The 19,908-nt window shown below is 47.4% G+C and carries 18 protein-coding genes and 1 riboswitch; of the genes, 13 read left to right on the forward strand and 5 right to left on the reverse strand.

What is annotated here, in order from left to right:
• Positions 1-72 precede the first annotated feature (72 nt).
• The 4 genes from NYE54_RS25600 to NYE54_RS25615 all read left to right on the forward strand — a co-directional run bounded on the left by NYE54_RS25600 (position 73) and on the right by NYE54_RS25615 (position 5,487).
• Positions 73-780 carry a response regulator transcription factor gene (locus NYE54_RS25600; protein WP_339267130.1) on the forward strand — a complete coding sequence of 236 codons (708 nt, stop codon included), beginning with the start codon at positions 73-75 and terminating at the stop codon, positions 778-780.
• A gap of 5 nt (positions 781-785) precedes the next feature.
• Positions 786-2,234 (forward strand): HAMP domain-containing sensor histidine kinase, encoded by a 1,449-nt coding sequence (locus NYE54_RS25605; protein ID WP_339267132.1) that lies wholly within the window; start codon positions 786-788, stop codon positions 2,232-2,234.
• A 100-nt stretch (positions 2,235-2,334) separates the two neighbouring features.
• Positions 2,335-3,099 carry an ABC transporter ATP-binding protein gene (locus NYE54_RS25610; RefSeq protein ID WP_339267134.1) on the forward strand — a complete coding sequence of 255 codons (765 nt, stop codon included), beginning with the start codon at positions 2,335-2,337 and terminating at the stop codon, positions 3,097-3,099.
• Between the two features lie 6 nt (positions 3,100-3,105).
• Complete coding sequence (locus NYE54_RS25615; RefSeq protein ID WP_339267136.1) at positions 3,106-5,487, forward strand: FtsX-like permease family protein; 2,382 nt, start codon at positions 3,106-3,108, stop codon at positions 5,485-5,487.
• A gap of 126 nt (positions 5,488-5,613) precedes the next feature.
• On the opposite strand, the gene NYE54_RS25620 is transcribed toward NYE54_RS25615, so the two are convergent.
• The 5 genes from NYE54_RS25620 to NYE54_RS25640 form a co-directional block, all read right to left on the reverse strand.
• The gene (locus NYE54_RS25620) at positions 5,614-5,805 is read right to left on the reverse strand and encodes a Spo0E family sporulation regulatory protein-aspartic acid phosphatase (protein ID WP_339267137.1); all 192 of its coding nucleotides are present in this window, start codon (positions 5,803-5,805) and stop codon (positions 5,614-5,616) included.
• Between the two features lie 211 nt (positions 5,806-6,016).
• Positions 6,017-6,745 carry a LuxR C-terminal-related transcriptional regulator gene (locus NYE54_RS25625; RefSeq protein ID WP_339267139.1) on the reverse strand — a complete coding sequence of 243 codons (729 nt, stop codon included), beginning with the start codon at positions 6,743-6,745 and terminating at the stop codon, positions 6,017-6,019.
• 154 nt (positions 6,746-6,899) lie between these two features.
• A riboswitch (cyclic di-GMP riboswitch) is annotated at positions 6,900-6,994 on the reverse strand.
• 148 nt (positions 6,995-7,142) lie between these two features.
• Positions 7,143-7,784, reverse strand: a complete 642-nt coding sequence (locus NYE54_RS25630) for a YitT family protein (RefSeq protein ID WP_339273660.1) — start codon at positions 7,782-7,784, stop codon at positions 7,143-7,145.
• A gap of 194 nt (positions 7,785-7,978) precedes the next feature.
• Positions 7,979-8,845, reverse strand: coding sequence for a phosphosulfolactate synthase (locus tag NYE54_RS25635; protein WP_076324251.1), 867 nt, complete (start codon positions 8,843-8,845; stop codon positions 7,979-7,981).
• 112 nt (positions 8,846-8,957) lie between these two features.
• Positions 8,958-10,268: an MFS transporter gene (locus NYE54_RS25640; protein WP_339267141.1), complete on the reverse strand. Its 1,311-nt coding sequence runs from the start codon at positions 10,266-10,268 to the stop codon at positions 8,958-8,960.
• Between the two features lie 195 nt (positions 10,269-10,463).
• Here NYE54_RS25640 and NYE54_RS25645 point away from each other — a divergent pair, with 195 nt between their 5' ends.
• The 9 genes from NYE54_RS25645 to NYE54_RS25685 all read left to right on the forward strand — a co-directional run bounded on the left by NYE54_RS25645 (position 10,464) and on the right by NYE54_RS25685 (position 19,890).
• The gene (locus tag NYE54_RS25645; protein ID WP_339267143.1) at positions 10,464-11,192 is read left to right on the forward strand and encodes a 2-phosphosulfolactate phosphatase; all 729 of its coding nucleotides are present in this window, start codon (positions 10,464-10,466) and stop codon (positions 11,190-11,192) included.
• A 97-nt stretch (positions 11,193-11,289) separates the two neighbouring features.
• Complete coding sequence (locus NYE54_RS25650; protein WP_339267145.1) at positions 11,290-11,676, forward strand: hypothetical protein; 387 nt, start codon at positions 11,290-11,292, stop codon at positions 11,674-11,676.
• Positions 11,673-12,941, forward strand: coding sequence for a DNA polymerase IV (locus NYE54_RS25655; RefSeq protein WP_339267147.1), 1,269 nt, complete (start codon positions 11,673-11,675; stop codon positions 12,939-12,941). Before NYE54_RS25650 ends, NYE54_RS25655 begins: the two co-directional genes overlap by 4 nt.
• The gene (locus NYE54_RS25660) at positions 12,938-13,276 is read left to right on the forward strand and encodes a YolD-like family protein (protein WP_215159859.1); all 339 of its coding nucleotides are present in this window, start codon (positions 12,938-12,940) and stop codon (positions 13,274-13,276) included. Before NYE54_RS25655 ends, NYE54_RS25660 begins: the two co-directional genes overlap by 4 nt.
• A gap of 495 nt (positions 13,277-13,771) precedes the next feature.
• Entirely contained in the window at positions 13,772-14,728 is a 957-nt protein-coding gene (locus NYE54_RS25665; RefSeq protein WP_339267150.1) for an ABC transporter permease subunit, read from the forward strand.
• A gap of 12 nt (positions 14,729-14,740) precedes the next feature.
• The gene (locus tag NYE54_RS25670; RefSeq protein WP_076324259.1) at positions 14,741-15,670 is read left to right on the forward strand and encodes a carbohydrate ABC transporter permease; all 930 of its coding nucleotides are present in this window, start codon (positions 14,741-14,743) and stop codon (positions 15,668-15,670) included.
• A 91-nt stretch (positions 15,671-15,761) separates the two neighbouring features.
• Positions 15,762-17,252 (forward strand): ABC transporter substrate-binding protein, encoded by a 1,491-nt coding sequence (locus NYE54_RS25675; protein WP_339267152.1) that lies wholly within the window; start codon positions 15,762-15,764, stop codon positions 17,250-17,252.
• Between the two features lie 138 nt (positions 17,253-17,390).
• Positions 17,391-19,154, forward strand: a complete 1,764-nt coding sequence (locus tag NYE54_RS25680; RefSeq protein WP_339267153.1) for a histidine kinase — start codon at positions 17,391-17,393, stop codon at positions 19,152-19,154.
• Positions 19,129-19,890, forward strand: a complete 762-nt coding sequence (locus tag NYE54_RS25685; RefSeq protein ID WP_339267154.1) for a response regulator — start codon at positions 19,129-19,131, stop codon at positions 19,888-19,890. Before NYE54_RS25680 ends, NYE54_RS25685 begins: the two co-directional genes overlap by 26 nt.
• The last annotated feature ends 18 nt before the right edge of the window (positions 19,891-19,908 follow it).

The raw sequence follows: 19,908 nt of genomic DNA on the forward strand, positions 1-19,908 counted from the left end.
GCCCTTGTTTTCCTCGGCCCATGCTATAATGGACTCACCATTTAAAGCATACGGAACAGGGGCGACTTTTTAATGAATTCTCCTAAAACAGTACTGATCATTGAAGATGAACAGGATATCTCGCGCATTGTGAATGACTATTTGCGTGTTCAGGGATTCAGCGCGTTCATCACGGAAAATGCCGGCGACGGATTGCAGGCGGTCCGCCAACGGCAGCCAGATTTTATCATTCTCGATCTGACGTTGCCTGACGCTGACGGGATTGAAGTGTGCCGCAAGCTCCGTACATTGACGGCTGCGCCCATTCTAATTTTGAGCGCCCGCAGCAGCGACACGGACAAAGTGCTTGCCCTGGGTTTTGGCGCCGATGATTACATGACCAAGCCCTTCTCGCTCAGTGAACTGGTCGCTCGCGTCCAGGCACATTTGCGCAGAATGGCAGATCCGAAACTCCCGGTATCCCCACAGCAGCGCTTGCAATTCGGCGCCCTGTCGATTGATAAAAATGCCCGCAAGGTCATGGCCGGACAGCTGGAAATTTCTTTATCCGCCAAAGAATTTGATTTGCTATACTTTTTGGCCTCCAACCCTAATCAAGTGTTTACCAAATCGCAGCTGCTGGATCATGTGTGGGGGTATTCGGCTTATGTCGAGGATAATACGATCACGGTCTACATTCGGCGGCTCCGTGAGAAATTGGAACGAACCGAAATCAAGTCCTCCTATATTAAAACCGTGTGGGGCGTCGGATATAAATTCAACCCCGATGAAACGGAGTAGCCTCTATGGACTGGAAAACTTGGTATGCTAGACGACTCTGGGCAGCTGGTCTATCCATCATTACAGTGATACTATCTGTCGTTTGGCTTACTCTTATTGGACCTTCAAACCAGCTGGCTCCGTCAACTATTGTGAAGCAAATTCGCGTACTGACGAATCCGATCGTCCATACCTTGGAAAATGAGCATGCGGAATTACTGCTCACCGACGCTCCGATCCGGCGGCAATTAACCGTCTGGAGTCAGGAGACGCGGGGCGGCCTCAAGGTTGTGCTTCCTGATGGAACGTTGATCTATGATAGCGAAAATTCATCGAAGCGCCCAATCAATCCGCGCTTTGAACTAGACTATACGCTGCGAATTTCTGACAGCGAACCGCCCCACTATCATCTCGCTTTTCCGCTGCGGGATGCGGGCACCAAAGCCTTTGTAGGTTACGCTCAATTTGCGGTCCCGGCATCTGCCTTGGCCGCAGTAATGCCCTCCTCCGACTCCTTTATTTATGTACCATGGATCATGCTTTCTCTGGCACTTTTGACGCTGCTTTATTTATTCTTCTCCATCGGACGCCGGGTGCAGCATGACCTGGTGCAGCCTGTTGCCGGACTCAAGCCTTATGCGGAAGCTATATTGAGAGGTGACTATGAGCAGCGTGCCGAATGGACAAGCAATAATGAGGTCGGGGAACTCTATGCCGTATTTGATCTCATGCGTGAAGAGATTCGTAATTTACATATCCAGCAAGCTGCACACAGCCAGTCGCATAAAGAACTCATATCCAATCTGTCTCATGACTTGAAAACTCCGCTGGCGACAATCAAAGCGTATATTGAAGCAATTCGCGAAGGGATTTGCCCTGATCTGCCAAGTGTGATGACTTATCTTGAAGTTGTGCACGCAAATACGAGTAAGATGGCCGTGCTCGTAGACGATTTGCTGCTGCACGCACTGCGTGATCTGGAACAGATTGCCGTACATCCGATTGAGCAGTACAGCGCTCCAACGCTGGAGCCTATCTTCAACGTGATGGGCCATTATATCCGAACAATGGGCGTACGCTGCGAAGAGCCTGCTGTGATTCCTAACGTGCTTGTCCGAATTGATGCTGTACGGATCGAGCAGGTCATTGCCAATCTCGTCACGAACGCACTGAAGCATACCAAAACCGGGGATACAATTCGCCTCGCTGTTGAAGAACACTCGGAAACATCCTGCCTGCAGATCATCGTCTCCGATACAGGCAGCGGGATTTCCCCGCGTGATATGCCTTTTATTTTTGAACGGTACTACCAGGGTAACGTTTTACAACGAACTGCCGGCCAACTGGCCGAGCGCCACGGGGTCGGACTGGGTTTGTCGATTTGCAAATATATTATGGAAGCGCATGGCGGTACGATCTCTTTTCACAGTCAACAGCAGCAGGGAACGACCTTCTGCTTAATTCTGCCCCTTTAGCTGACTCCTGTCATACTTTATTTATAATTTGATAACAAATGCGCAAGATTTGTCTTCTATACTTTGATGGCAGTGGGAGATAAAGAGAGGAGATCACAATATGCCTTCAAGCAACACCGTCATGCTGCAAGCTAGTAATTTATGCAAAACATACACCACCGGCAAGGAGCAATACCATGCCATCCGCAATGTCGATCTGTCCATTTATGAAGGAGACTTTACCGTCATCATGGGCGATTCGGGGTCGGGTAAGTCCACCTTGCTGTACTTGCTCAGCGGACTTGATGATGTGACAGCCGGAGAAGTCTGTCTGCAGGGACAGCGCCTTGATCAATTTTCAGCCAAGGAGCTTGCACGCTTTCGGGTGAATCAGATCGGCTTTATCTATCAAAACAGCAACCTTGTACCGGATCTGTCGCTATTTGATAACATTGCCCTCCCTGGATATATCGCTAATCAGGACAAGGAGCAAGTACGACAACGGGCACATGACTTAATGGTCAATCTGTCCCTCGATAAACAGAGCAACCGGCTGCCTTCCCAAGTATCCGGAGGACAGCAGCAGCGGGCGGCAATCGCCAGGGCGCTCATCAATAACCCGGACATCATCTTCGCCGATGAGCCTACCGGCAGCCTGAACTACGAGCAAGGCGTTACGGTGCTTGATATATTGAGCCAGATGCACGCGGAAGGTCAATCGATTGTCATGGTCACCCACGACATGAAGGCAGCCTGCCGCGGCAATCGCCTCATCTATATTCGAGATGGCAAGATCGGGGGCACGCTGGATATGGGACCCTACAGTCCAGAGCAAGCCTCCGAGCGGGAAGCGATGATCTTTGCTTATGTCACCGGGAGGAGGTAGTCTGGGATGCGAGCCATATTAACACTCTGCTGGGGCAACCTGCGCAAAAGAAAAATGCAAAACACGCTGATCGCATTGCTTATTGCCCTATCTGCCCTACTAGTCAGCACCGCATTTACGGTCTTGATGAATACGGAAAATGTATTCAACGATCGCCATACGGCTGCTCAGGGTGCCCATGAAGTCATCAATATGACCCGCGGGTTGCATGACAAACAAATGGTAGCCGATTGGTGGTCAAGCCAAGACGGAGTAACCGCATCCAGCTTAGTCCCTTATAAGCCATGGACGGGACTGGTCTATAACGGAAAAGAATTGCCCAATCTTTATCTGTATATGATCAATACGCCTCCGATGCCGCATGGGGTCAACAATCCTCTTCCCGGTACAGGCCCTGAGCATCTGACCGTTCCGGAAGCCGGCGAGATCTGGATACCCACCTCGCTTGCCTACAAATACAACATGCACATCGGTGATGAATTGACGTTCACCTCAGGGACTGCACCAGTACATTTCACGATTGGCGCCATTGTCATCGACTTATCCCATGGCGGTCCTTTCTCGACCACTGCCCGCATCTGGATGAACGATGCCGACTACCGGTCAACTATGGGTAGCTTGTCCACTCCGGAGCAATACATGTTATCGCTTCGCTATGCGTATCCCGAACAAAGCGGGGAGTACTGGCAGCGCTTTGAGCAGGCGCTCGGATCGCCGTTTTTGGAGGAACGCGTTTCGTTTGCCGAATTGTCGGCCTTTTACTTTATCATGAACAAGGTGATCGGCTTTGTCATGAGTTTCCTCGGGCTGATCATGATCCTCGTCGCTTTGCTTACGATCGGCTTTACGATCACGGACACGATCCTTGCCAATTATCGCACCATCGGCATTCTCAAATCGATCGGCATGACTTCCGAACGCATCATCGGTACCTACTTGCTGCAATACGGTTTAATGGCGATTGTCGCCTTGGTCCCAGCACTGATTGCAAGTCGTCTCCTTTCAGATGTCATCATCCAGAATTCCCTGTCTTTTCTCAAATCCGATACAGCACCTGTTCCCGTACAAGCAGTAGATGTTGCGATCTGGACCGGCTGCGGCCTGCTGCTCATCATCCTTCTATGCGTCCTTGTTTATGCTGCTAAGACACGCCATATTGAGCCCATTCAAGCGATCCGTTACGGCATGTCGGAATCCTCGCATAGTCGTACCCATCTGCATGGTGCCCGCATAAGACTACTGGACCGATGGTCCGTACCCACGGTCATCGGCTGGAAGCATGTGAGCGGCAACAAAAAAAGCGCAGCACTGATCTTTCTGCTAATGAGCATCACGGTGGCTGTGCTCGTCTTTGGCGCCGTGCTAGTAACCAGTGTCTATCGCATTGGTGAAACGTCGGCCCAGTGGGGTTATGACGATGCGGATATCGCCATTATGGTTATCCATGCGGAAGGTATGGATCGGGGAAAAATGCAAGCCTATATCCAAAACGACCCTCGGGTTCTCAGTCTAAACTGGTCTGGGGCCGCCACCGGCGTCATCGCGGATGTCGAAGGGGATAGCGATCATCAACAGACGTTTAGCCTCCCTTTGACGGTCGTGGAAGGCAGCATGGACGAGATGGGATTTGCCTCGCTTGCGGGCCGTAATCCTGCACTGCCTAATGAAGTTTCTATCGGAATCAATATTGCGCGTAAGTTGGACAAAGATATCGGCGACATACTCACGATCTACATTGAAGGAAAACCGCAGCAATTGCTGATCACCGGCACCTTTCAGTCTATTTCCAATTTGTCGAACGTCGCCAGGGTCACCTCGGACCTTGTGGAGCAGTTGCATCCGGACGCCGGGTTTATTCAGCTTAAGAGCAAAACCGATAGCGATGCGCTTGTACAGCAGCTGAACGAGCGTTACGGCCCTTCCATCCAAGCGCTGAAGCAGGATGTGCTGCTCGATTCCGTATTCAAAGAAGCTGCGGCGGTTTTGCTCATTCCGATGAGTATGCTGGCTCTTCTGTTCATGGCTGTCACTTGTCTTATTGTTTATACGACTTGCCGTCTGCATATTCGTAAGGAAACGAAAACATATGGCATCTATGCCTCGCTCGGCCTGACAGCAACCGATATCCGTCGTGCCTTGACAAGTGGCATTGCCGGACTGGCTGCGCTTGGTGCACTTGTTGGCATCGCTTGCGGTGTCTACGCATTGCCAGCCGTGCTGCGCGGTCTGCTCTCTACCTACGGTATTGTCAAGCTGCCACTCATCATGGAATGGCCGCTGGCCATTGGGCTGGCTCTGATCGCGCTTGCTATTGCCGTCAGCGGCTGCTGGTTGGCTTCACGAATCCTCCGCCGCACCTCCCTTCGGGTGTTGGTAATGGATTCATGAGGACAGTCCACGAGCAAAAAAAGATGACCTCCAAATTTCGGAGGGCATCTTTTCTTGCTTCTTGCCTTAGTAAATCTTAATCCGTTTGTTTCACCGCCCAAGTAGATATCTTCTTATGAAGAAGATCTACTTTCTTTTGATATATTCTTCTTGGTTTTTTAATTGCATGTAACGAACAATCAGCTTGTCCAACGACTGTGAAATGGCGACAACATCTTGATGCACCAATTCGAAACTGCTGGCCACTCGCTCAAGTTCTCTTCGTAGAAGTTCGAGTTTTTTCGCTACTTGTTCGAGCTCGCTCTCGATAGAAATCATCTTGTTCACCCACCCCCGTCGTAACAAGTGATTGATGACCGTTGCCACAGTTCCTGGGACAAACTTTTTCAAACCATAAGAATTGAAGCTCTCATCTTATCGATAACGCGAATCAGCTTAAAGCTACAGCTACTTATCATTATAAAATTCGACGTAAATAAAAAAAATACCCAGAATTGGGTAATCTTTGTCTTAAGAATTTTTATGACGGTTATGTAAATTTTTTAAGAAATGCTCCTTTATGGTTGACTCTCGTTTTTGCATATATCTTTTTAATAAAAGTACGAACCGTACTTTGACTAATACCATAAATATCAGCAATTTCAGGTACATTTTTATTCTCCAGCCACCCATATGCTATTTCTTTCTCTCGATTCGTTAATTCATATTGGTGAAAGTGAGAATAGATCAGCTCCCTTTGCAGAATGGGATCCTTTTGAGGTAACTTTTCTTCAATATTCTTGGCCAAGTGTTCAATGAGTGGTATGGCAAATGTAACCTCGTGTAAATAATGAAAACTAAGGCCAAGGTAGCCTATGATCACATTTTCTATTCGAAGGGGAGTACAAACACACGCCAATTCTGAAAACAAGCGATTACTATGCTCGGCCCCAACTACGACAGAAAGCGTTTGTTGTTCCATGGATAATGAAATGGCATTATTTCCTGCGTCTTCCCTTGCCAATGAGGTCCCACTTTTCATATTATTTCTCTCGAGAAAACTTTTTAACGAACCTGTTCCGCAATAATCGATGACGGTTCCATCCATATCTGTTATAACAAATAAATAGGGTATAGACAGCAAATCGTTCATATTCCTTGTTTCCTCTTGGAGCAAATAAAGAATTTCTTTCCGTTCAATCAACCTTTCTTTTATTTCAGTCATACTGAGGATATTAGGAAAATGATTGTTTGCTTCTACCAGTGTTCTTTGACCCATTATTTTCCCTTCTTCCCTTGTAAGAATAAGCGATTAATAATGGAATCGATCTCCTATTCATCGCCGTGTCTGCATTCGGCAGCTCCTAGCGAAAAATAAAAAAACCCCATCCATTATGATAACCACAACAAAACAGACGGAGGCTTCCGTCGTATTCGGTAACTGGCTGGCATCGCGGTCTTAAGTAGATCCACATTAGCCCCTGTAGCTTTGCGTCGCCACTTTTCAGTGGGTTTGCTATTATCGTACTACGAAGTATGAATTTGTCGAATATTCAAACATGTTATGACATATTCAAACTATAACTTACATTGTTTTTCATTTAATATAGGCCGCACGACCCAAATTTCCATATTTCTGTTATATTTGTCAATCACTCTTATGTCCGTACACAGAATCACTTTTTGCGCCAAGCAGGTTCATAGATCGACTTAGGAGGAGGAAACTGATGAATCCAGTTAATGATCCGGGTCGATATCCACTGGCATACAACTGCAAGGATAATAATTTTCCAATCGATCACATAGGCAGTGAAGGCGAATATGATTCCATTCATCCAGAACAATGAGGTACCGGGGTTGATTCTTTTATACTTATAAATGGCTAAGGCAACATAACCGATTCCCCCGTTCGATACCCTCTGCTTTATGAGGATGGCGACACCTGTTCCGAGAATAACCGAGCCGAATAGAAGATCGATCCATACGTTGCCAAACGGGGGTTCTAAGAACACCTCGAAGAAATTAACGGAAACGGACGTCACCGTTATAACAAATATGGTCCCGAAGGCACTGACACCGTCAAGATAAGGGACTGTAAAGGCGAGGAAAATAAAATTGGCTAACCACAGTCCGAGACTCATTGGGAGCTCAAACATATGGTTCAGAAGAACCGCGATCCCTGCTCCTCCCCCCGAAGGAATGGCGTGAGGAAACAAGAACATTGCCATGGCAAAACCTTGAATGATGGAGCCGGCGGTAATGAAGAAGAGTTTCTTGGAAATACGACGAAAGAAAAAGGGGCTCTTTCGCCCGGGCATGATCTGTAAATTCACGCGGAATCATCCTTCATAGATTAGAGTAACAAGCCAGTCCTGCTTGTTTAGTGTATGCTTGTTCCCTGAAGGGGATTACCGGGATCGGTCTCTTTAACGAAAATATGTATAGGCTGACTCTGGAGATCTCCATAGACAGCCTTCTAGTAATTATCATTCTCTTGTGGTTTGGTCTATGTTTAAATCACGTAACAAAATCCATCCGTATGTTTCTCTCTCACCCCGAGTTCAAACGTATCTTGACGAAGTCCCCGGCGCATCGTTTCAAGGGAAAGCACTTCGGTGGGTTGGATATTCCCCAAATGCACATTAGATCCCAATTTGCGGAGAAGCATCGCTTGCTGCTCCTTAAGAGGTGCCTCCCAAATCAGCTTTCTTGCATCCGACACGTAGTCGATGATAGTATTTATCATTTCTTCCTGGCACTCGCCATGCTTATCGAAAATACCGATACCCAGTCCTGACTCGCGCGCTTCAACGATGATATACTCGGCACCTACGTCTAAATCCGCTTCCATCGTATACGCGAGCATTTCGGCTTCGATGCGGGAACCGGATTGCTTTTTACCATACTCCGTAAAAACCCGAAGTCCGCGTTGTTTACCTTCCCGGATGAGCTCCGTTCGTTTTTTTCGCGACATCTCAATCGTGCCGTCGGATACTTCTATAGCGTTAAATCCAAGACGGCAAACGGTATTAAAAAATGCGGGGACGACATCTTGCTGCACGGCTGTCTCAAGCAAGGTTCCGCCGGGCATGACCGTGATTCCATGTTGTTTGGCTAGATTGATCTTATATAGCAGCATTTCCGTTTTATACAGCGGAGCCGTCCCAAAACCGAATTTGACGCAATCGATGTAATCCGAGGCTGTCTCGATCACATCTGAAAACATGTTTCTACCCAAGCCTTTATCAATAACCATCGTCATCCCGCGTTCCATGACCCCGTAGGTGTCGTGGTCTTTTTTGCCGTGCTCGGGATTTTCGCGCAGCCCGCTCGGATCACATATCTCCATGGGCCAAACTGTTCGCAGGGAACTGTTCATTTTAGGATCTCCTCAATTCTTTTTGATGTAGTCGTTTAATCCAATGACATTGGCATAATATGCTCATGCCCATTGACAGGTGCCCATCTTTTACAATAAGCGATTTGTCTGGTCATCCGATCTGCCGAGGCGGCTTAATCAAAAAGAACACGAATCCTAAAGCAACCAAAGATAGTGAAGACACGGTTATGAAAACGACATGATCCGATTTATCCATCATCCACCCGAATAAGGGAGGCCCTGCTGCAACCCCCAAAAATCGCAAGCTATTGTAAAGGGACGTAATCATTCCCCGCTCACTTTTCTCAACAGCGCCGGTGATCATTGTATTTAAGCAAGGAAGAAGCATTCCGGTTCCAATGCAGCTGACTGTTAGCAACCCGATAAACACATAAATGTTGTTAAAAAAGAAAAGCGTAGCCGCCAGAGAAAGGGTCATGGCAATCAGCCCGATATTCATCAGCCAACGGATCAGCAGGCCCTTTTTCTTGATCAAGCTTCCAGTTGTATAGGAGGTGATCACCATCCCGAGTAATGGGATGGCCAATATCAAGCCCTTCTTGACCCCGTCGATGTGGTACGGCTTGTCTTCAAGAATGTTGGATAAATAGAATAGTACGCCAAACAAAATGAACAACCCCAGTGATCCGGCAAAAAAAGCAGTGATGAGCCAGCGGCCTTTTTCTTTGAAGATGCCTTTGATTTTCCCAAGGTATTTCCCTAGTTCTTGCTTTGAAGATTGTTTCGATTCTTTGATCATAAAAATGACGGCCAACAACGATAACGCACAGAACACGGGAAATGCGAAAAAGGAAGCATACCACACGATCAGCATAAGCAGAGAGCCGATGATCGGGCTGAGTACCTTCCCTGCGCCATTGGAGGCTTCGATTAAGCCCAGTGCCTTGCTTTCGGTCCCGCCATCGTATAAATCGCCAACGAGCGCCATGGCAATCGGTGCTGTTCCGGCGGCCGCTAGCCCCTGAATCGCCCTCGCAGAGATAATCACCGCAAATGAGTTCCAAATGGCGCCGAATCCTGCCAGAATACCGGCAGCTCCATATATGATCAAGGCGGGTATAATAATAATTTTTCGTCCATATCGATCGGACAAATAACCAATAATCGGAATAAACAAGCCTGCTGCCAAGGAGAAAATTGTGATGATCAAGCTGCTTTGAAATTTACTGATACCAAGCTCCCTTTGCATTTCTGGAAGCCCCGGGACTAGCATGGAATTGCCGAAAACGAGTACGATCGGGATCGTCGCTAGTGCGATAAATTCCCACAATTGACCCTTTGAGCTGTTAGAAGACTTTGATTTTCCGGAAGATTCGCTGTCTTTTGTCTCCGCGGAGTCGGTCTGCAGGTCGATATCGCTATTAAAGCTAATATTCAGTTTTCGCTTTTTGGTCTTTTCCATGGTATCGCTCCTCGGACTTGAAGTTCGTTTATAGTAGGCCATTTATTAGTACATGCTTCCTAATTATCACCACATCCGAATTTAATATTCCTTCATTGCTGCCGAATCCTTGGAGGATTTGAGCACTCCTTGGATTTGGGCAAATATACTGTTACTAAAATAGCCCAAGTATGCCGGGTGAAAGGGGTTTGCTGCATGCCGATACGGATTATCCAAGGACATCATCATACATTGGAAGCATCCCACATCAATGTTGTAATTGATGTTATAAGGGCTTTTACCGTAGCTCACTATGCCTTTATCAATGGGGTTCAAGGTATCATTCTGGCAGGAACTCTAGACGACGCCTTGCGTCTAAAAAAAATCGATCCTGACTTTTTATTAGCGGGAGAGATACAGGGGCTGCCGATTCCGGGGTTTGAACTGGACAATTCGCCTGTACGTTTACACAACTTGGATCTTCGGGAGAAATTTCTGATCCAGAAGACAACCAATGGGGTTACAGCAACCCTAAACGCATTGAGTACCGAGCACCTATTCGTTACCGGGTTCACCAATGCAAGAACAACAGCAGAGTTTATAAAGAGGAACTTATTAAAAGAAGACAACATGATGATTAATTTAATTGCTTCGCATCCGTCAGGGGATGATGATCTGGCCTGCGCACAATATATATCGGAGATTCTCCAAGACACTAACCGTATATCTGCCGAGGAAACCATTGAACGGATTCGAAAGTCAGAAGCGGTCGAGAAATTTTACGATAATGAAAAACCGGAATTTTTACAGGAGGATATTTCGTTTTGCATCCAAGAGCTCCCTTCCGATTTTGTAATGAAAGTGAATCTTAATAAAAGTAATCCGTTGATTGAAAGGTTCCAGGTGGGGGCTTTAATCCCTGATCATGAGGGGTATCACTTGTGAATTTCTGATCCGTCATCATAAGGGTATAATTTACATTGATAAAAGAACGAATGTTCGCATATAATACAAACAAACGTTCCCGTCAATGAGGTGGTTAATGATGTTGAGTATTGGGTTGAAACCAGATGAAACCCAACTGGTGAAGGATTATATTTTATTACCCCTTTTACTTGATGTGTTAGAGCATGATCGTTCGATCCTATGCAGAGCAGATTTAAAGACCCCCGAGCTAACGAATGCGATCATCGACCATTTGCAGGCAGCCGCATTATCCGATTTAGCTCAGGCTCGTAAAAAAATGCGTGAATATGCCATTAAGGTTTACGAGGATCGAAAAACAAAGCTGGGCATTGAGGTTGAATTCATCTGTAGAGGGTATCATCACAAGCTGTCCATACTATGGGGGCTAATTGAGGCGGAGATCGAGCAAAGATCGTACACCTACCTGGGGCTACAAATTGCAGATAAGGGGAGTCTGTTGTGAAATCATCTAGCCGAGTCATCATGTTAGGGGATTGCCAGTCCTTTTATGCATCTGTTGAGAAAGCTGACCATCCCGAGTATACAGGCCGCCCTTTGGTAGTTGCAGGGGATCCGGAAAGACGTTCAGGTATCGTGCTGGCTGCTTGTCCGCTTGCTAAAGAAAAAGGAATAACGACGGCAGAGAGATTAGGGGAAGCACTGTCAAAGTGCCCGGATCTTGTCGTCATTAAACCCAGGATGCAGAAGTATATTGACGTTTCGATGCAAATCACGGAGATATACAAGAGTTATACCGATTTGGTTGAGCCTTACAGTATCGACGAGCAGTTTCTAGACGTTACCGGTTCGCTGCATCTGTTCGGCACACCCGATGAGTTAGCCCAAACCATTCAGCGTCATATCCAGGATGCTACGGGTGTTTACGCCCGCTTCGGCATCGGTGAAACCAAAATCCTGGCTAAAACCGCCTGTGACAACTATGCCAAGAAAAATCCGTCCGGCATTTACACTTTGTCCAAGGACTCGCTTGCGGATACCCTTTGGAAATTGCCCGTTAGCTGTATGTTTATGGCCGGCAGCAAGATGACCCGCCACTTTAACGTCATGGGGCTGCCCACGATCGGCAGCGTGGCTCAGACGCCTCTTGCTAAATTGAAGCAGATGATGCGCCGTAAATTCGGTAAAAATTCCGATATCTCAGCCGAGATGTACTGGCGAATTGCCAACGGAATCGATGACAGCCCGGTAAGACCAGGCACTCACCAAGTTGACCCTAAATCGGTTGGACACATGATGACCCTCCCTCGGGATTATACCAAGCTGGAAGAAATCAAGGTCGTGCTGCTTGAGCTAACCGAGTTGGTTTGCCAGCGATGCCGCGGTCTTGGTTTTATGGGGCATGTGGTGTCGGTCGGTTGTATGGGAGCAGACTTTGACCGCCCTACGGGATTTAGCCGACAGATGAAGATGGAGGATCCATCGAATATTACGAATCAGGTTTACCGCTGGGCATGCCGGCTGCTTGAAATGTATTGGGACGGCCTGCCGATTCGGCGGGTCGGTATTAGCTTGTCACAGTTTTCCCCGGATACGGAATACCAAATGTCATTGTTTGATACAGGACGGGAGCGGTCAATGGCACTTGAACGGGTGACCGATGCCCTAAAAAATAAATACGGGAATTCGATTGTGATTAGAGCCGTATCCAAAACAGACGCAGGCCAAGCGCTGGACCGATCAGCCAAGATAGGAGGACACTATAAATGACAACACGAAAAAAGCTTGAGGGTAACGGACTGTGGGAATCCAGTCGGATGATGCTGCCGGAACATAAAGAAACCATCATTCGCAGACAACTGGAAGAGGGCAGAAAAGACCGGCCGACGCTGGATCCGCAAGAAATGGAATTAATCGAGAGCGCGCTCGCCGAGTCATTTCATGAACACCGCATGATTACCGTGAGGCTGTTCGATGAATATGAGAACACGGAATTGACAGGAATTGTCGTGCTGATCCACACGTTTAGACGGGAAATCAAACTCTCCATGGCCGAAGAGGAATCGCGCTGGATTAAAATTGACGAGATCCTTTCAGCAGGATAAAGGCGGATAATAAAGCGGCCGTCCCATAAGTAGATTTAGTTGCTTGACGTACGGCTCTCATAAACAGAAAGTGTGTCAAATAAAGCCATGGCGGTGCTCAGGATGTTACTCCACACCGTTATGGCTTCTGTTTTGATCATTGGCCGCCTTCTTGAGCAAATTGGGATACTTCCTCCAAATCCATTGGCAGATAAAGTTGGTCGACCTGCACGGCATAGCGGAGAGGACGAATCGATTCCGGACAAGCGTCAGCGCTCGCCTTTGCCCCCACATTTCGTCCTTACTCAAAACCATTCCAAGAAATGTGGGGGCAACGGGAGGAACGATTCGTACATGGAGCGTCACCTATAACCTATACCCCATAAAATCTATCGAATCTAACGTTTGTTGACTATAGTATCAAGTTTGTTATCTGGAAGCAGCGAATCCTCCTCTTATACAATGAAACTAACAAGTGCACCGACAAGCGAGATAACACCGTAAGGAGTGACAGACATGAGCTCTACAGCCGAATCAAAAGATAAACGAAAGCGCTTACGAATACGCTGGCACAAGCAGGATACGGAACTTACCCTCTTGGCGCTGCCGACCACGATTTGGTACATCCTGTTTAGTTTCTTACCGATGTTCGGGATCATTATCGCCTTCAAAAATTTCAAGATTAGCGGCGGCTTCTTGAGCAATGTGTTTAACAGTCCATGGGTCGGCCTCAAAAACTTCGAATTTTTATTCAAATCGAATGACGCTTGGATCATTATTCGCAACACCATTGGCTACAACATTGTGTTTATCGTGCTAGGAATCGTTCTGCCCGTTCTATTCGCGATTATGATCGGACTCCTCCACAGCCGCAAAGCGAGCAAGGTCTACCAGACGATGATGTTCCTCCCCTATTTCCTATCCTGGGTAGTCGTATCTGCGGTAGGCTGGGCATTCTTAAGCTTCGATAAAGGAATTGTCAATCAAATGCTCGTCAATATGGGCAGCGATCCGATTAACTGGTATATGGAGCCGAAATATTGGCCATTGTTCTTGATTCTCTTAAATGTCTGGAAGGGGCTGGGCTATGGTATGGTCATTTATTTGGCAACCATCACGAGCATTGACAGCACCTATTATGAAGCAGCTGTTATTGATGGCGCTTCGATTTGGCAGCAGACGAGATTTATTACACTGCCCATGCTCAAGCTGGTGATCGTCATGATGTTCATACTGGCCGTCGGGCGGATATTTTACACTGATTTCGGCTTGTTCTATCAGGTCACGCGAGATTCCAATTCGCTGTTCAACGTGGCAACCACCATCGATGTCATGGTGTATAAGCAGCTGAAAACCGCCACCGTAGGGATGGCATCCGCAGCCGCATTCGTACAGTCTGTTCTGGGATGCGCAACGATTCTGATCGCTAACTGGATTGTTCGCAGAATCGATCCGGATAGCGCGATGATGTAAGGAGGCAAGACGATGACACCGAAAACCACTTACGAGACAGGCCTTGAGAAGTTTAACCGTACAAACAAAGCCGTCAATCTGTTCTTCAACTTGATATTTATCATCTTGGCTCTGCTCTGCGTCATACCCGTAGTTGTTGTTCTGTCCATTTCCTTCTCCAGTGAGGAGTCCATCCGTGAGACCGGTTATCACCTGCTCCCGGTCGCTCTGTCGGCTGAGGCATACGTCTATATCGTTAAGCAGGGAACGATGATTCTGCGAGCGCTCGGGGTATCCGCCCTCGTTACCGTGGCCGGTACCGTGCTCGGCGTATTGCTTACCGCCTCCATGGGTTATGTGCTGTCTCGCCCAAACTACAAGCTCAGGGGCTTTCTGACCTGGGTGGTATTCATCCCCATGGTATTCAACGGCGGCTTGGTGTCCAGCTACTTCATTAATACCAATTTATTAGGACTTAAGGATAGCATCTGGGCACTTATTCTACCGCTGGCTGTTTCATCGTTCAACGTGATTATATGTAAAACCTTCTTCAAGAGCACGATTCCCGATGGGCTGATCGAATCTGCTGAAATCGATGGTGCCAGCCAGCTGCGAATCTTCTTCTCTATCATCCTGCCGATCTCGCTGCCGGTCATCGCAACCATCGGACTGTTTCTCTGCTTTGCTTACTGGAATGACTGGTTCCAATCGATGCTGTATATCGACAACCAGAACCTGTATTCCCTGCAAGCACTGCTCAACAGCTTAATGAGTAATGTAGACGCACTCGCGAAAAATGCAGCAAGTATGGGCGTCAGCTACGCCATGCTCGTTGCCACGATGCCGAAGGAATCAGCCCGTATGGCTGTCGCCATTCTCATCGTGCTGCCGGTAGCATTTGCCTACCCTTTCTTCCAGAAATATTTTATTTCCGGATTGACGGTCGGCGCCGTGAAAGGCTAAAGACGAAATAAGCCAAGAAAAAACCTTGGTTTATGATAGATCACACTGTTCAACTCTTAAGCGATTTAACTTCAATGAGGGGGAATTTGGAATGAAGAGAGCTTTTAAGTTCATCTCTACACTGTGCGTACTGGCACTCATGTTGACCGTTTTAGCAGCCTGCGGCGGCTCGAAGTCTCCAGCTGCGACGGATGGATCTAAAGCGACAACAGACACACCGAAGGACGAAACAAGCAAGGATATTCCGACATTGACCTGGTGGACCATCGGGGGCCAAGTGCCGAACAATTTCAGCAAAGCGGTTGATGCCATGAATGCCTATACGGCCGAGAAGATTGGCGTGAAAGTTGACATCAAGGTAGCCAGCTGGGGAGAATGGGATACCAAAATGAACACCATCGTGAATACCGGCGAACCCTTCGACATCATGTTCACGAACAGCGGTAAATACAGCAAGCAAGTAGCTATGGGCGCATTTGCCGATATTACGGATCTGGTTCAGAGCGAAACGCCCGACTTGTACAAACTGATTCCCGAAAAAGTATGGGAAGGCACAAAAATCGGCGGCAAATATTATTCCGTTCCGACGTACAAAGATTCAGCGCTAACGCAGTACTGGGTATTCGATGATAAGTATGTGCAAAAGTACGGCATCGACATGAATAATATCAAAACGCTGCAGGATCTGGATAAACCTCTCCATGACATGAAGGCTGGCGAAGGCAAAAGCTTCTATCCGCTGCCAATGACGCAAGGCGAAGGCTTGAACGGTTTCTTTAACGAATATGACGATTTAACGCTAGGCTTCCCTCCTATCGGCGTGAAAGCGGACGATGCAGCACGCACGGTGGTCTCTGTTCTCGAGCAGCCGGATGTCATGGCTAATCTGAAGCTCCTGCACCAGTGGTATCAGGATGGTATCATCAACCCGGATGCTCCGACGAAAACGGAGAACGACAAAGGCAGACCGTTCTTTGCAGCCCAGGCATTCCCAGGAGCCGAGGTCAGCTGGCAAATCAATGACGCCGTTGAAAAGTATAATATGGTTCAGCATTATGGTCCTATCTATACCACCAGTACAATCCAAGGCTCGCTCAATGCGATTTCGGCAAATTCGAAATATCAGAAGGAAGCTTTGAAATATCTTGAATTAGTGAACACGGATCCCAAACTTCGCAATATGCTGGCATTCGGCGAGATAGGCGTAGACTACAACAATGTCGATGGCGAAAAGGTGATTGAGCGTACATCCGATACTTGGCCGCTGGCTGCCTACACACAAGGCACATTCTTTAATTTGGCGGTGACCAAAGGCGCTCCCGAAGATCAATGGGAACAGGTTAAAAAGCTGAACGATGCAGCGACCTCTTCGACCGTCCTGGGCTTTGCGCTTGACATCACCGATCTTCAGACCGAAGTGGCGAATTGCCAAGCGGTATGGGATAAATACAAATATGAGCTGATCACGGGCGCATCCGATCCGGAGAAAATGGTGCCGAAGATTACGGCTGAATTAAAATCAGCCGGCATGGACACGATTATGCAAGCTGCCCAAGAGCAAATCAACAATTACTTCAAGTAAGATTACACTCAAGCGCATCCCTTAATGAGGCTCTCTTAAGGGGTGCTTTTTCCTTACGATCTATGAAGCTAGGCGTTAATCGTGTTAAATTGAGATATAGCAACTTGTTTCAACGACCTGCTGCAATCGAGGTGTCATATGGGCTCTTTTTTGCAAATCAAAATTTATCGTCACAAGTTTATTGCCTATGTCATCTTCGTCGTCGCCATCGGAATCACGCTTGGTACGCTGACCTGTGCCATGCTGCTGAATCAATGGGTTGGCAACTCCCGGATCGAGGCGGCTAATGCCTTCTCGCGTGTAGAGAATGAGCTGCAGTATGATGCTGACCGCATTGAGGCTTACATGCAGCGTATTTACTCCAATACAGGTCTGATGGATGATGCTCGCAGCTTTTTAAGCAGCAGTGCTGAGGGATACTTAACCAGCAGGCTGCAGAACAGCCAATTCTCACAGCCGCTTGTTTCTTTTCCAGAGGATGTTAAGACCTATCTGTACAGCTGGGCGCAAGGTGAAATCACGCAGATAAGCACGCATACCGACAAGTATGGCAATGTCGTCCGTTTTAATGATAACGGAATTGCAAGCTTTACCTTCGGGCTTCCGAATACGGATGAAGCTTTTCGCGACACCCTGATGAAGGGATTCGTATATCGCAAGAAACTGTCGGATCCCACGTCAGGTCCCCAGGAATTCGGTGAGCTGCGCTTCTTGGTCAGCAGTGAGCAAATCTTTAAATCCGTTCAAAGCTTCCGATTGGGTAATGCGGCTGCAGTCAGCCCTTCCGGTGAAATATATCAGATCGGTAGCGGACAGGACCGGGACCTAGAAGAACTATCCCGGCTAGCAGCGGCGAATGGACGCAGTCACGGTATTATTTCTAGGGGTGTTTTGAAACATATCTTTTTTGTCTCCTTTCCATCCACCAAGTTTAATTTCAAATTCGTGAGCATCATCGATTTATCCATGCTCATCCGTCAGCATGCCGGGATGCTGATCACCATCTTTCTGATCGTATTGACGGCCATGATTAGTGTGCTTCTGCTCATTGCATACAATATGCGGGATGATGCCCTTTTCCTGCGCCGCATCATTCAATCGATTGGACGTGTGAAAATGGCTAATTTCACGCCTAACCGCCCTGCCCGTTACCGTCGGAATGAATACGGCATGATTGCCCGGGAATTGGACGATATGATTCAGCAGTTGGATAAGCATATCCGGAATGAATATCTGTTAAAGATCAAACAGCAGGAAACTGAAATGAAAGCGCTTCAACACCAAATCAACCCTCATTTTTTATACAACACGTTAGAGGTTATCCGCTCCACTGCTCTTGTCAATCAGGACAGGGATACCGCTGACGCCATTGCAACGCTGGGGACGCTCTATCGCGAAATCGTCAAAAAGGAAAATATCATTTCGATTGCAAGCGAGCTGGAATTGCTGCAGAAGTACTTGGAGATTATGGAGTTTAAGTATCCCGAGCGCTTTTATTATCAAGTCAATGTAGAGCCGGCACTGCTCCTCATCCCTACCGTGAAATTCTGGATGCAGCCTTTGGCTGAGAACTTTTTCATCCATGGCTTTAACGCGAATCATGAGTTTAATTTGTATGTCGTTAATGGCTTTGAAGCCGAAGACTGTTATGTACTGGAATTCGTGGACAACGGATGCGGTATTCCTCCGGAGCGTTTACGTACCGTTCGAAGCACAATGTCTAACCATGATGAACCATCTTCCAATAGTATCGGGCTGCGCAACGTATATACGCGCCTTCACTTTTTCTACGGGGACGGCTTTTCGATCGAGATTGCGAATAATGAGGAATCTGGAGTCAACATTTCCGTGCGGATTTCAAAAGAGGTGATTGAACATGTACAAACTGATGATTGTGGATGACGAACCTCAGATTTTGGAGGGAATGAAGCGAATCCTGGATTGGAAGCAATACGGTTTTGGTCGGATCGAAACCTGCGAATCCACGGAGGAGGCCATGTCCAAAATGGTCGACCTGCTGCCGGATGTCGCCATATTCGATGTTTGCATTGGCAAGGAGCTTGGATATGAAGCGATCCGCAGATTGAACGAATTTCAAATTCCTACGAAATATATCATTATGAGCGGTTATAGTGAATTTACATATGCCCAGGAAGCCATTCGCTGTGGCGTCAAAGACTATCTGCTCAAGCCTATAGAACGCACCAAGCTGCAGCAAGTGATTGAGAAGATCATCGTTGAGGATCTGGGCGGTTCGATAGGTAACAGGAATGGCGAAAGCCTGAACACGGACCCGGTATTAGGTGTAAGCTATGACAGCTTATCCAAGCTGGTCAACCGTATTCTGCTGATGATCAGGACAGAGTATGCTCAGAATATAACCTTGAAGTCCGTAGCGGAGCGTTTCCAGATGAACAGCACCTACCTTGGACAATTGTTTCTTAAAGAAACCGCGATGAAGTTTTCCGAATATCTCATGGCTTACCGAATGCTTCTTGCACAAGAGCGAATTCAATCGACAGATGAGAAGATTTCCTGCATCGCATTTTCCGTCGGCTACAACAATCTCAACTACTTCTATACGCACTTTCACAGCTTTTTTGAAAAATCTCCTTCTGAACTGCGGGGAAAAGGGTAACAACAAACGCGGCGAAAA

The sequence above is a fragment of the Paenibacillus sp. FSL K6-1330 genome, from assembly GCF_037976825.1.
GTDB lineage: Bacteria > Bacillota > Bacilli > Paenibacillales > Paenibacillaceae > Paenibacillus_AQ.